General features: G+C 73.4%; 11 protein-coding genes. 4 read left to right on the top strand and 7 right to left on the bottom strand.

The annotated features are described in order from the left end of the window. Nucleotides 1–71: 71 nt before the first annotated feature. Entirely contained in the window at nucleotides 72–878 is an 807-nt protein-coding gene (locus tag OG552_RS29075; RefSeq protein WP_329137927.1) for an exodeoxyribonuclease III, read from the bottom strand. Between the two features lie 147 nt (nucleotides 879–1025). On the opposite strand from OG552_RS29075, the gene OG552_RS29070 reads away from it, so the two are divergent. Then, a complete protein-coding gene (locus OG552_RS29070; protein ID WP_329137924.1) occupies nucleotides 1026–1526 on the top strand; it encodes a GNAT family N-acetyltransferase in 501 nt (166 codons plus the stop codon). A 26-nt stretch (nucleotides 1527–1552) separates the two neighbouring features. Here the strand turns inward: OG552_RS29070 and OG552_RS29065 are convergent, their stop codons facing one another. Both OG552_RS29065 and OG552_RS29060 read right to left on the bottom strand, forming a co-directional pair. Then, a complete protein-coding gene (locus OG552_RS29065; RefSeq protein ID WP_329137922.1) occupies nucleotides 1553–1801 on the bottom strand; it encodes a hypothetical protein in 249 nt (82 codons plus the stop codon). Nucleotides 1802–1961: 160 nt separating this feature from the next. Beyond that, on the bottom strand, nucleotides 1962–3200 hold the full coding sequence (locus OG552_RS29060; RefSeq protein ID WP_329137921.1) for a M14 family zinc carboxypeptidase: 1239 nt from the start codon (nucleotides 3198–3200) through the stop codon (nucleotides 1962–1964). 401 nt (nucleotides 3201–3601) lie between these two features. On the opposite strand from OG552_RS29060, the gene OG552_RS29055 reads away from it, so the two are divergent. Both OG552_RS29055 and OG552_RS29050 read left to right on the top strand, forming a co-directional pair. Continuing rightward, nucleotides 3602–4402: a response regulator transcription factor gene (locus OG552_RS29055; RefSeq protein WP_329137919.1), complete on the top strand. Its 801-nt coding sequence runs from the start codon at nucleotides 3602–3604 to the stop codon at nucleotides 4400–4402. Then, on the top strand, nucleotides 4395–5513 hold the full coding sequence (locus OG552_RS29050; protein WP_329137917.1) for a sensor histidine kinase: 1119 nt from the start codon (nucleotides 4395–4397) through the stop codon (nucleotides 5511–5513). The genes OG552_RS29055 and OG552_RS29050 overlap by 8 nt, the downstream gene beginning before the upstream one ends. Before the next feature lie 78 nt (nucleotides 5514–5591). Here OG552_RS29050 and OG552_RS29045 read toward each other — a convergent pair whose 3' ends face one another. From OG552_RS29045 to OG552_RS29030, 4 genes are read right to left on the bottom strand one after another with little or no spacing between them, the layout of a single operon-like run. Then, nucleotides 5592–6563 (bottom strand): S66 peptidase family protein, encoded by a 972-nt coding sequence (locus OG552_RS29045; RefSeq protein ID WP_329137915.1) that lies wholly within the window; start codon nucleotides 6561–6563, stop codon nucleotides 5592–5594. Beyond that, nucleotides 6560–8557 (bottom strand): prolyl oligopeptidase family serine peptidase, encoded by a 1998-nt coding sequence (locus OG552_RS29040; protein ID WP_329137913.1) that lies wholly within the window; start codon nucleotides 8555–8557, stop codon nucleotides 6560–6562. The genes OG552_RS29045 and OG552_RS29040 overlap by 4 nt, the downstream gene beginning before the upstream one ends. Next, nucleotides 8554–9948 (bottom strand): M20/M25/M40 family metallo-hydrolase, encoded by a 1395-nt coding sequence (locus tag OG552_RS29035; protein WP_329137911.1) that lies wholly within the window; start codon nucleotides 9946–9948, stop codon nucleotides 8554–8556. The genes OG552_RS29040 and OG552_RS29035 overlap by 4 nt, the downstream gene beginning before the upstream one ends. Further along, nucleotides 9941–10774: a M55 family metallopeptidase gene (locus OG552_RS29030; protein ID WP_329137909.1), complete on the bottom strand. Its 834-nt coding sequence runs from the start codon at nucleotides 10772–10774 to the stop codon at nucleotides 9941–9943. The genes OG552_RS29035 and OG552_RS29030 overlap by 8 nt, the downstream gene beginning before the upstream one ends. A 500-nt stretch (nucleotides 10775–11274) precedes the next feature. On the opposite strand from OG552_RS29030, the gene OG552_RS29025 reads away from it, so the two are divergent. Continuing rightward, entirely contained in the window at nucleotides 11275–12978 is a 1704-nt protein-coding gene (locus OG552_RS29025; protein ID WP_329137907.1) for an MFS transporter, read from the top strand. The last annotated feature ends 7 nt before the right edge of the window (nucleotides 12979–12985 follow it).

Raw genomic sequence — 12985 nt, 5'->3', positions numbered from 1 at the left:
GCCCGGCGCGGGGCCCGTGCCGCAGGAACCCGTCGCGCGACCCGGGCGGACGGCCGGCCGCGGGCCGCCGGTCAGAGGTCGTAGCTGACCGTCACCGGGGCGTGGTCGGACCAGCGCAGGTCGTAGGAGGCGGCGCGTTCGACCACGGCCGCGGTGGCGGTACGGGCCAGGCCCGGGGTGGCGACCTGGTAGTCGATCCGCCAGCCGGCGTCGTTGTCGAAGGCCTTGCCGCGGTAGGACCACCACGAGTACGGGCCGGTGGTGTCGGGGTGCAGGTGGCGGACGACGTCGGTCCACGCGGTGAGGACACCGCTCAGCCAGGCGCGCTCCTCGGGCAGGAAGCCCGCCGCTTTCTGGTTGGACCGCCAGTTCTTCAGGTCGGCCTCCCGGTGGGCGATGTTCCAGTCACCGCAGACCAGTGCGTGGGTGCCGCCGGCCGCGGCCTTGGCGTGCAGGTCGCCGAGGTGGTCGCCGAAGGCGTCCATGAAGCGCAGCTTCTCGTCCTGCCGCTCGGTGCCGGCCTCGCCGGAGGGCAGGTAGAGGCTGCCGACGGTGAGACCGGGTCCGGCGTCCGGCAGGTCGATCTCCAGGTAGCGGCCGGACGCGTCGAACTCCGCGGAGCCGAAGCCGACCCGGACCGCGGCGGGCGCCGAGCGGCTGTAGACCGAGACACCGGCCCGGCCCTTGGCGGCGGCCGGCGCGTGGTACGCGTGCCAGCCGGCGGGATCGCGCAGCTCGGGCGGGAGCTGGTCGGGCTCGGCCCGGACTTCCTGCAGGCAGACGACGTCGGCGCTGGTGGCCGCGAGCCAGGCGGGGAAGCCCTTCCTGGCGGCTGCGCGCAGACCGTTGACGTTCACGGTGGTAACGGTGAATGGCACGCCAGGACCTTACCCGGAGGGCCGGCGACCGCCGTCCGCCGGCCGGACCCAGACCGTCCCCGGCCCGTCCCCGGGCTGTCCCCAGCCCGTCGCCGTCCGGGTCCGGCCGACCGCCCCGGCATCGTACAAAGGTACGAGCGCCGTACGATGTGGCCTGTGGAGATCAGAACGACGCGCTATGACGCCCCCGACGCGGTGAAGCTCAACGACCTGGTGCAGCAGGAGTACGTACGGCGCTACGGGGACGGCGACATCACCCCCATGGACGCGGCGCACTTCGAGCCCCCGCAGGGTCTGTACCTGCTGGTGTACGACGCGCAGGGCACACCGGTGGCCAGCGGCGGATGGCGGGCGAAGGACGCCTCGCCGGAGGGTTTCCACGACGGGGACGCCGAGATCAAGCGGATGTTCGTGGTGCCCGAGGCGCGCGGGCGGGGGCTGGCCAGGGCGTTGCTGGCCCGGCTGGAGACGACCGCGGCTGCGGCCGGCCGGACCCGGATGGTGCTGGAGACCGGACTGAAACAGCCCGAGGCGATCGCGCTGTACGAGTCCTGCGGATATCTGCCGGTGCCGAAGTTCGGGGTCTACCGGAACGACGAGCTGAGCGTGTGCATGGGGAAACCGCTCACCGCCGACGTGCAGGTCTGAGGCGGTTCCCGGAGGGCCCGCCGGGCTCAGTACCGGCTGCGCCGGCTCCCGCCGCGCCGCAGGACCAGGCCGCACAGCAGACCGACCACGAAGGTGATCAGCAGCGCCGCCCACAGCCGCATCGTCACCTCGGGGATGATCAGCCGGATCCTGATCTTCTTGGTGTTCTCGAAGATGAAGATCAGCGCGAGCGCGGCGAGCACCAGGACGGCGATCCTGGCCGGGGTCATCGCGTCGCGGAAGGAGCGGCCGCCGACCCGCTTGTCGGAACTCATGGCGTTCACCTGCTCTCGGCTGGTCGGTCGTCACCTCTGCCCATGATCGGCCCCTACGGGCTCGGTGACCCGTGGACCGCGCCGAACGGGTGACGGGACAGGCGGGGAGGAGCTGAGGGCAAGGGCAGGGAGCAGGTGGCGGGGGCCGGGCGCCGGCGCGTTAGGAGTGCAGTTCCTCGTACACCGCGATCACGCTGCGTGCCTGCTGTTCCACCTGGTCGGTGACGGGGACCCAGCGGGGGCGGTAGGCGCTCTCGTACGCCTCGCACCACTCGTCGACCAGCCGGGTGGCGCCGGGGACGTCGCCGATCCGGCGGAGCATCGCGGCGGCGCGCAGCGGGATGCGCTGGGCGTAGACCTGGAGGCTGGTGACCTGGGCGGTCGTCATCGGCGGCAGCGGGGCGGCGTCCGGCGGACGGACCGCCGGGTCCCAGTCGGCCGTCAGCTCGGGGCCGATGGAGACCAGTTCGCGGACGGTGCGGAGCATCGGGCTGTCGGCGCCGATACTCCGTGGGTCGATCCGGTCCAGCACCCGGGCCACGGTGGGCAGATCGCGGCGCAGCGCGGCGCCCGCGGTGCGCAGCGCCTGGTCGGCGGCGGGGTGCGGGGTGGTGTCGGCGCTGCGGTCGCAGGCCCACATCGGCACTTCGACGATCGCCGTCACCCCGTCGTAGCGCTGGGCGTGCGCCCAGGTGGAGTGGGCGCCGTCGCCGGCCGCCGGGTCGGACACGGGCGGCATCACGTACACCCCGGGCCCGGGGCTCGGCCACCGGAAGGCGTCGGAGGAGCCGCTCTCCAGCGGGATGTCGAGTTCTGCGGCCGACTTGCCGATCCGCTCCGGGACCCCGGGGATGTCGCTGGTCAGCTGGACGAAGCTGCCGCCGACGTCGATGCCGTGCAGCGAGCACTGCAGCACCGGCCGCAGGCCGTCGAGGACGCCGACCAGGGCGCGGGTCTCGGGCAGACGAGCGGCGGCGACCTCTCCGTCGCGCGGCAGCCACTCGGGCTGCTCGGCGGCGCACGGCCGGAAGAAGTGTTCGTAGTGGCCGCGCAGGGTGTAAGGCCCGGGCAGCCACGGCTCGTTGAGCACCGCGCCGTCCGGGTCGATGCACAGCAGGAAGTTCCAGGCGCTGCCGTCGTCCTCGCCGCGCTCGCGCGCCGCGGCGATCTGCCCGGCCAGCCGCAGCACGGTGGCGCCGCCCAGGGCGGCCTCGTTGGCGTGCGGCCCGGCCACCACCAGGACGTTCCGCGTGCCCTGCCCGACCGTCAGCATCAGCAGCGGACGTCCCGCACGCGATCTGCCGACCGCCCCCAGCCGGCAGATCCCCGGATACCTCAGCGTCAGCGACCGGGCACCCTCGGTTACTTCCGCCGTCGTCGGATATCGCTCTCTCGTCACCGCAATCCCCCTGGAGCCCGGCACGTCAAGGCTGCGACCGCATGACGACACCGGAGTCGATCCCGTTAGTAGGTCACGGTGCCGCGAGGGTGTCAACGGTGCTACTCGCCCCTTTCCCGCCGGGCAGCGCACGGGCCGCGGCGATGTGCGCGAACGTCCGTACGGCGTACGGCAGTTGACCGATCCACGGCACATCGACGGCCGCAGGGAGGGTACGCAGCCGGTCAGCCGGCGGGCTCGTGGCGGGAGGCGGCGGCCCTCGGCGCCGCACAGGTCGAGCCGGGAGGGGCGCGGACACGCGTCGCCGGGTCGCCGGCCGGAACCTTACGGATTGGGGACGGCGGGGACCTGCGGGGGCCGGGCCGTGGTCACTGTCAGTGGTGGGTGGCAGACTCGACCGCATGAGCAGCGCAGCCGTTTCCGTAGGGCCGGGGGAGCTTCCGCAGGTGCGCCGGCGGGTGCTGGTGGTGGACGACGATCCGACCGTCGCCGAGGTCGTGGCCGGTTACCTCGACCGGGCGGGCTTCGCCGTGGAGCGGGTCGCGGACGGGCCGGCGGCGGTGGCGCGGGTGGCCGCCGCCCGTCCCGATCTGGTGGTGCTCGACTTGATGCTGCCGGGGATGGACGGCCTGGAGGTGTGCCGGCGGATCCGCGAGGACGGCCCGCTGCCGGTGGTGATGCTGACCGCGCGGGGTGACGAGGACGACCGCATCCTCGGCCTGGAAGTGGGCGCGGACGACTATGTGACCAAGCCGTTCAGCCCGCGTGAGCTGGTGCTGCGGGTGGAGTCGGTGCTGCGGCGGGCCGGCAGCACCCCGCCGCCGGGGCCGTGGCTGCACTCCGGGTCGCTGGCGCTGGACCCGGCGGCCCGGCGGGCGGTGCGCGGCGGCGAGGAGCTGCCGCTGACGATCAGGGAGTTCGACCTGCTGGCCTTCTTCCTGCGGCACCCGGGCCGGGTGCTGGGCCGGGAAGAGCTGATGCGGCGGGTGTGGGGCTGGGAGTTCGGCGATCTCTCCACTGTGACGGTGCATGTGCGGCGGCTGCGGGAGAAGATCGAGGCCGACCCGGCCAGGCCGCAGCTGATCAGCACGGTGTGGGGGGTGGGGTACCGGTTCGACCCCGAGGACCCCGAGGACCCAGCCGACACCGCCGGGACCACCGGCATCGCCGACCCGGCCGGCGGGGGTGAGCACGGTGCGTGACCTGCTGGTGATCGCCGCCTACGCGGCGGTGGGCGCCGCGGCGGCCGGACTGCTGGGCGCCGTCGTGCTGCGGATGCTGCGGCACCGCTCGGTCGTGCTCTCGCTCGCGGTGGTCGCCGCGGTGACCGTGGCGGCCATGCTGGCGGGCACCTTGTCCGTGGCCTGGGCGATGTTCCTCTCCGAGCACGATCTGGGCGTCGTGACGACGGTGTGCGCGATCGCTGCGGTGGTCTCGCTCGCCGTCACCCTGCTGCTGGGCCGCCAGGTAGTGGCGGGCAGCCGGGCCCTGACCGCGGCGGCCAGGGCGTTCGGCGACGGCGACCCCTTCGCGGCACCGGCCGGCGCCCCCACCGCGGAGCTGGCGGAGCTGGGCCGGGAGCTGGCCGCCACCAGCGCGAAGCTGGCCGCCTCACGGGAGCGGGAGCGCGCGCTGGAGGCGTCCCGCCGGGAACTGGTGGCGTGGATATCGCACGATCTGCGCACCCCGCTGGCCGGGCTGCGGGCGATGACGGAGGCGCTGGAGGACGGCATAGCGGTCGACCCTGCCCGCTACCACCAGCAGATCAGGGCCGAGGTGGACCGGCTCAGCGACATGGTCGGCGACCTCTTCGAACTCTCCCGCATCCAGGCCGGGGTGCTGGCCCTGTCCCCCATGCGGATGTCGGTCTACGACCTGGTGGGCGACGCCATCGCCGGCGCCGACCCGCTGGCCGCCGAGCACGGCGTGCGGCTGGTCGGGGACGGGGTGGAGCAGATACCCGTCGAGGTCGACGGCCGCGAGATGACCCGGGTGCTGGCCAATCTGCTGACCAACGCGATCCACCGGACCCCGGCCGACGGCACCGTGGCGGTCGCGGCCCGCCGGGACGCCGAGTCGGGCGCGGTGGTGCTCTCGGTGACCGACGGCTGTGGCGGCATACCGGCGGACGACCTGCCGCGGGTCTTCGACACCGGCTGGCGGGGTACGGGCGCGCGCACGCCGCCGGCCGGCGCCGGACTGGGCCTGGCCATCGTGCGGGGCATCGTGGAGGCCCACCACGGGCGGGCCGCGGTCCGCAATGTCCCCGGCGGCTGCCGCTTCGAGGTGGTCCTCCCGGCTGCTCCGCACTGAGCCGTCGGCCGGCCCGCGGGGCCGGCGGGCGCCGGTAACAGCGGGCGGTCGGCGGCCGGCGGACCGGGCGGGGCCGGGTCAGGCCAGGGCGGGCGCCTCAAAGGTGAGGGTGGCCGCGTCCGCGTCCAGCACCGCGGGGACGCCGAGCGGGACGGTCAGCGTGGACGGGCAGTGCCCGAAGCCGAACTCCTCCACGACCGGGACCCCGAGGCCCCCGAGCCGGTCCAGCATCAGCGCCCGGACCTCCTCGTAGGGGCCGCAGTCCTCCCAGGAGCCGAGCACGATGCCGGCCACCCCGTCGAGCCAGCCGGAGCGCAGCAACTGGGTCAGGATGCGGTCCAGCCGGTACGCCTCCTCGCCCACGTCCTCCAGGACCAGGATGCCGCCCGCCGCGGACGGGCGGGCGTAGGGCGTACCCAGCTCCGCGGCGAGCAGGCTGACGCAGCCGCCGAGGGTGACGCCCTCGGCCCGGCCCGGCAGCAGGGTGCGGGCGCTCCGCGGGGCCAGGGTCCGCACCTCCTGCGGGGTGAAGAGGGTGCGCCGCAGGTGGTCCTGGGTGGGGCCGTCCTTGAGGAAGGTCGGCGCCGCGGCCATCGGCCCGTGCAGGGTGGCGAGGCCCAGCCGGGTGGCGAAGGCCTCGTGCAGCGCGGTGATGTCGCTGTAGCCGATGAACGCCTTGGGGGCGGCCTCGCCCATCGCCGTCCAGTCCAGCAGGTCCACCATCCGCTGCACCCCGTAGCCGCCGCGGGCGCACAGCACCGCGGCGAGTGCCGGGTCGCACCAGGCGGCCTGCAGGTCCTCGGCCCGCTCCCGGTCGCCGCCTGCGAGGTAGCCGCAGGGGTGGTCGTCCAGCACGTGGGGGGCCACCACGGGTTCCAGGTCCCAGGCCCGGAGGATGTCCAGGCCGGCGTCGAGCCGTTCGCGGGGCACCGGACCGCTGGGGGCGACGATGCCGATCCGGTCGCCGGGGACCAGCCGGCGGGGGCGGAGCAGTGCGGGGACCGGCGCGCCTGCCGGGCCGGTCCCCGGTGCCGGCCGTCCGCCGGTCACGGGTTCAGCTCCAGTACCGGCACTCCGGCCGGGGTGAAGCCGAAGACCTGTCCGTACAGGGAGAGTTCGGCCTCCAGGCAGGTGACCATGGTGGCGAGGCGGCGGAAGCCGTGGCTCTCGCCCTCGAAGGTGAGATAGGCGTGCGGGATGTCCCGGCCGGCCACCGCCGCCAGGAACCGGTCGCACTGCACCGGCGGGCAGATCGGGTCGTCGAGGCCCTGGAGCAGCAGGAACGGCACCTCGATCCGGTCCCCGTGGCTGACCGGTGAGCGGTCCCGGTACCGCTCGGGCACCTCGTCCACCGGTCCGACCAGCGACTCCAGGTACTGGGACTCGAAGTCGTGGGTCTCGCCGCCGTTCTTCGACCAGCCGGTCAGGTCGAGGATCGGGTAGAGCACGGTGCCGCAGGCGTAGGTGGAGGTGGAGGTGAGGGCCGCCGCGCTGGTCCAGCCGCCGGCGCTGCCGCCGCGGATGGCGAGCCGGGCCGGATCCGCGGAGCCCTCGGCGACCAGTCCCTGGGCGACGGCCGCGCAGTCCTCGACATCGACCACGCCCCACTGCTCGCGCAGCCGGTTGCGGTAGGCGCGGCCGTGTCCTGTCGACCCGCCGTAGTTGACCTCGGCGACGCCGATGCCGCGCGAGGTGAAGTAGGCGATCTCCAGGTCGAGCACCATCGACGCCCGGCTGGTGGGGCCGCCGTGCACCCACACCGCGTAGGGGGCGGGGCCGCCGGCGGTCGCCACCGGGTTGCGGGGCGGGTAGACGTGCGCGTACACCTCCCGGCCGCCGGGGCCGGCGAAGACCCGCTCGACCGCCTCGGGCACATAGGCCGGGTCGACGGTGTCATGGTGGGCGTTGCCGATCACCCGGGCGCGGCCGGTGGCGGCGTCGAGTTCGACGATCTCGTACGAGGTGCGGGAACTCGCCGCGATGCCGATGACCCGGCTGCCGTCGGCGGCCAGTGCCGGATTCCACTCGGTCCAGTGGCCTGCGGTGTCGGTGACCTCGCCGGTGGCCGGGTCGAGGAGGCCGAGGTGCGGGGCGCCGACGCCGTGCAGCACGGCGACCAGTCCGTGCTCCAGCGGCAGGAACCAGCGCTGGCCGATCTTCCACAGCGCGCCGGCGAACTCCTCGTCGCGGCGGCACAGGTTGACCGCCTGGCCGGTCGCCGGGTCCACCCGGTGCAGATTCCACCAGCCGGTGCGGTCGGTGGCGGCGAGCAGGGTGCCGTCGGCGGCCCACTCGGCCTGGGCGACGGACTCCTCGGGGCCGCCGATGAGGGTGCGCGCGGGACCGAGGAGACCGGAACCGGGGTCGACGTCGGCGATCCGCAGTTCGGTGCCGTCCCACGGCATCCGCGGGTGGTCCCAGGCGAGCCAGACCGCCTGGCTGCCGTCCGGGGAGAGCCGCGGCCCGGTGACGAACCGGTGCTCGGCGGCGGCCAGTTCCCTGATCCGGGTACGGTCATCGGCCGCGGAGCCGTCGAGCGGCACCGCGGCGGGGACCCGGCGGCAGTCGCTCGGGCCCTCGCCGGTGAACTCCTCCAGTACCGCCCAGACCTCGCCGCGCTCGGTGTGCAGGGTGAGGTCGGCCCAGCGCAGGCCGCCGCCCACCGCGGAGAGCGGGGTGAGCGGGCGGGGCGCGGCACCGGGCTCGTCCGGGCGGAAGGCGTAGAGCCGCTGGTCGGCGTGGTGGACGAAGACGATCAGCGGGGCGCCGTCGGTGATCGCGCCGGCCCAGGGGATGCCGCCGTACTCGATGAAGCGGCTGCGGACGTTCCAGGGGGCGGGCAGCGGGCACTCCTCGGTGCCGTCCGCCTTGCGGCGGATCAGTGCCCGGCGGCCGGCTTCGGCGGGCCGGGGCGCGGTCCACCACACCTCGTCGCCGACCGTCCCGACGTACTCGGGGCTGCCGTCGTGCGAGGCGGCGGTGACGGCGTCGATGGGCGAGGGCCAGGTGCCGTACGCGAGGTGCTGGGCGGTGGGCGCGGTCATCGTCCGGCCTCCCCGTTCGGTGCGGAGGTGCTGGGGGAAGCGGTGGCGGCGCGCATGAAGCGGTCCAGCACGCGGACCCCGAAGTGCAGCGCGTCCACCGGCACGCGCTCGTCCACGCCGTGGAAGAGCGCCTGGTAGTCGAAGCCGGGGGGCAGCTTCAGCGGTGAGAAGCCGTAGCCGGTGATGCCGAGCCGGGAGAACTGCTTGGCGTCGGTGCCGCCGGACATGCAGTACGGCACCACGTGGGCCTGGGGGTCGAAGTGCTCCAGTGCCTCCCGCATGGCGGCGAAAGCGGGTGAGTTCACCGGGGCGGTCAGCGGGACCTCGTGGTGGTAGTACTCCCAGGTGACGTCGGGGCCGGTGAGGCGGTCCATGGTGGTGACGAACTCCTCCTCGCCGCCCGGCACGATCCGTCCGTCGACGTAGGCGGTGGCGCTGCCGGGGATGACGTTGACCTTGTATCCGGCGTCCAGCATCGTCGGGTTGGAGCTGTTGCGGACGGTGGGCCGGACCAGGGTCGCGGCCGGGCCGAGCCTGTCGAGCAGCGCGTCCACGTCGGCCAGGTCGGCGGGCAGGTCCTGCAGGGCGGCGAGTTCGGTGATCGCGGCCCGTACGGTGTCGGTGATCCGGACCGGCCAGCGGTGCTCGCCGATCCGGGCGACGGCGGCGGCGAGCCGGCTGACCGCGTTGGCGCCGTTGACCTTGGAGCCGTGTCCCGCCGTGCCGTGCGCGGTGAGCTTCATCCAGGCGGTGCCGCGCTCGCCGGCCGCGACCGGGTAGATCCGCAGGGTGTCGCTCGCGTGGAAGGTGTAGGCGCCGGACTCGCTGATGCCCTCGGTGCAGCCTTCGAAGAGATCGGCGTGCTCCTTGACGAGGTAACCGGAGCCGTAGGCGGCGCTGTCCTCTTCGTCGGCGGTGAAGGCGAGCACGATGTCGCGGACCGGGCGCGCTCCGGTGCGGGCCCAGGCGCGGACGGTGGCGAGCACCATCGCGTCCATGTTCTTCATGTCGATGGCACCGCGGCCCCAGACCACGCCGTCGCGGATCTCGCCGGAGAACGGCGGCACGCTCCAGTCGGCCGGCTCGGCGGGGACCACGTCGAGGTGACCGTGCACCAGCAGCGCGTCGGCCGACGGATCGGTGCCGGGGATGCGGGCGACGACATTCGCCCGGCCCGGGGCGGACTCCAGGATGCGCGGTTCGATGCCGGCGTCGGCGAGCTGCCCCGCGACGTATTCGGCGGCGAGCCGCTCGTTGCCGTCGCCGCCACCGCGGTTGGTGGTGTCGATCCGGATCAGGTCGGAGGTGAACGTCACCACCTCGTCCAGCGCCCGGGCGTCGAGTACCGCCGCCCGGTCGATGGTCGGGACGACCTGCTGCTGCTCAGCCATACTGCTCCTCCACGGCCTGCGAGACGAGGGTGGTGACCGCCTTGAAGGCGCGGATGCCTTCGTACATGGTCGGTGCGGTGTAAGAGACCCGCCGCTCACCGGTGCGCTCCACGCCGGGCACCACGGCGGCGGCCCCGGACAGGTGCACCGCGTCGAACTCCAGCTCCACCGTGAACGGCCCGGCGTCGACCGGTTCGTGCCGCACGGCGAGCGCCACGGCGTCCTTGGCGGCGGCCCGGATGTCGGCGGCGGTGCGGGCGGGGGTGCGGCACACGGCCGCGTACCGCGACACGTAGTCCTTCACGGCGACGGTGCGGGCCTGCGGGGCGTATCCGTGGGCGTCGAGGCCGGTGCGGTCGTCGCCGGTGACCAGGACGACCGGGACGCCGTACTCGGCGACGACCAGCGAGTTGAGCCGGCCCTCACTGGCCGGCTCGCCGTTGACCCACACCCCGGTGATGGAGTTGGCGAGGTAGGTGTGGGCGAGGACGCCTTCGGTGCCGGCGCCGGTGTGATAGCCGACGAAGGCGATGCCGTCCACGTCGCCGTGCTGGACGCCCTCGACCATGGAGAGGTCCTTGTGCCGGCCGGTGAGCATCTCGACGCGCTCGTCCAGCTTCTCCAGCAGCAGGTTGCGCATGGACCAGTGCGCCTCGTTGATGAGCACCTCGTCCGCGCCGCCGTCGAAGAAGCCGAGGACGGCGGCGTTGACATCGGAGGTGAACATGTGGCGGCAGCGCTGCCATTGCTCACTGCCGGGCAGCACGTCGGCCGGCCAGGTCACACCGGTCGCGCCTTCCATGTCCGCGGAGATCAGGATCTTCATGGTCAGCACGTTACGCGGCACCGCGTCGTCGCTGCCAGGGCCCTCCCCCGGCCTGTGGATAACTTCAGTGGACTAGACCAATAAACCCGGCCTTCCGCGCCCCGGGAACACCGCCCGCCCGAGCCCGCGGGACCCTGCGACCCCACGGACACCACTGGTCCCAGCGCGGCACCGGCCGGCCGCGATACGGATGTGATCCAGGTCAAAACCGGTGGCGCAATCCGGCGGACCATGGTTCGTTGGACGGGGTCTCCGAATGCCCGGGACGGTCAGGGGAACCCGTCAACGCAGGATGCGCGTCACCGCTTCCAGGGTGCGGCCGGATCCCTGGACGAGGGGCCGCAAATGCACCAAAGCGGGTGCACGCCCGCGCATAAGCAACCTAACCGGCCGTGCTAGCGTCCAAAGTCTCTGTTCGAACTCTGCTCCTGAAGCGCGGTTCGATCCCGCCGGACGGGACCCGGCCGGGATGTTCCGCCCCCGCTACTGGAAGAGGCCACGTGACCACCTGGCAGCCCGCGCGCTTCGCCGTCGTACGTGGTCCCAGAGCCATCTTCAAGCGGGTCGACCCGCGCCACCCGATCCTGCTCGCCACCGCCATGGCCGCGGCGCTCCACCTGGTGTGGGCGCTCTATCTCGCCAAGGACTCCGGTGACATGGCGGCCCAGTACGCCTGGACCAACTTCATACGAGCACATCCGTCGGCGTCGTACAACCTTTCCTGGTACGGCGGTATGCACCCGGCGTCCTACAGCATCCTGTCGCCGTACGTCATGGCGGCGCTGGGGGTACGGACGACCGCGGTGATCGCCGGCACGCTGTCCGCGACGCTCGCCGCCGCGCTGGTGCTGCGGGCCGGCGTGAAGCGCCCGCTGGTGCCGGTGCTCTGGACGGTGTTCGCTCTTTGGTGTGACGTGATCTCCGGGCGGGTGACCTTCGCGCTCGGCATCCTCTTCGCCCTGGTCTCGACGGTGCTGCTCTACCCCGCCGAGCGTGCGACGCGCGGGCACTCCTCGCGGCTCGCGGTGGCCACCGCCTCGGCGGCGCTGGCCACCATGTGCAGTCCGGTGGCCGGACTCTTCCTGCTCGTGGTCGCGGCGGCGCTCTTCTTGAACAAGCGCCGCAGGGACGCCTACATCCTGGCCGCCGCACCACCGCTGGTGGTCGGCTCGACCTCGCTGCTCTTCCCGTTCTACGGGGTGCAGCCGTTCAAGTGGTACTTCGCGATCATCCCGCTGGCCGTCGCGGTGGTGATCTCGCTGGTGGTGCCCCGGTCCTGGCGGTCGATACACCTGGGCGCCGCGGTCTACGCGATCGGGGTGGCGCTGACCTGGGCGATCCCGTCGCCGATCGGCAGCAACGTGGAGCGCCTCTCCCTGCTCTTCGGCGGCACGGTGATGCTGATCGTGGCGATGGGCAGCACCTGGGGCACCCGCCGCGCGCTCGCGCTGTGGCTGGCGTTCGCCGGAGTGGCGGCCTGGCAGATCACCAAGCCCATCGTGGACCAGGTGACCACCTCGGCGGTGTCCTCCACGGTCAAGCACGCCGCCCCGCTCATCTCCGAGCTGCGCCAGGTGCGGGCCGACCGGGGCCGGGTCGAAGTGGTGCCGCTGCGCTCGCACTGGGAGGCGTCCGGCCTCTCCCCCTACGTCAACCTGGCCCGCGGCTGGAACCGGCAGGCCGACGTGGAACGCAATCCGCTCTTCTACGACGGCACCCTGACCGCCGAGACCTACCGGGCCTGGCTCTACAACTGGAGCGTCAACTACGTCGTCCTGCCGGCCGACCAGCCGGACGGCGCCGCGGTCGCCGAAGCGAAGATCGTCTCCGCCGGGCAGAACTGGCTGCGGCCGGTGTGGCACGACGCGAACTGGCGGCTGTACGAGGTGAGCGCGGCCGCTCCGCTGGCCGATCCGCCGGCCGTGGTGAACGAGGCCGGGCCGGCCGAGCTGACCGTGACCATGCCCCGGGCCGGCTCGGTGCTGCTGCGCATCCCGTGGTCGCCGGTGCTCGGCATCGAGGGTGCGAGCGACAACAAGCACGGCTGTGTGACCTCCGACGGCGACTGGACCCGGCTGTACGCGCCCTCGGCGGGCAAGTACCGGATCGGCGGCAGCTACGCGCTGATCCGCGGCACCCAGTGCGACAAGGCCGAGGTCGAGAGCGGGGACGGCACGCCGGCTCCTCCCGACAGCGCCAACTGAGCCGCGG

Origin of the sequence: Streptomyces sp. NBC_01476, assembly GCF_036227265.1 — a bacterium.
Lineage (GTDB): Bacteria > Actinomycetota > Actinomycetes > Streptomycetales > Streptomycetaceae > Actinacidiphila.
The sequence above is the reverse complement of the archived record's forward strand: the minus strand, read 5'-3'. Positions and strand labels throughout refer to the sequence as shown.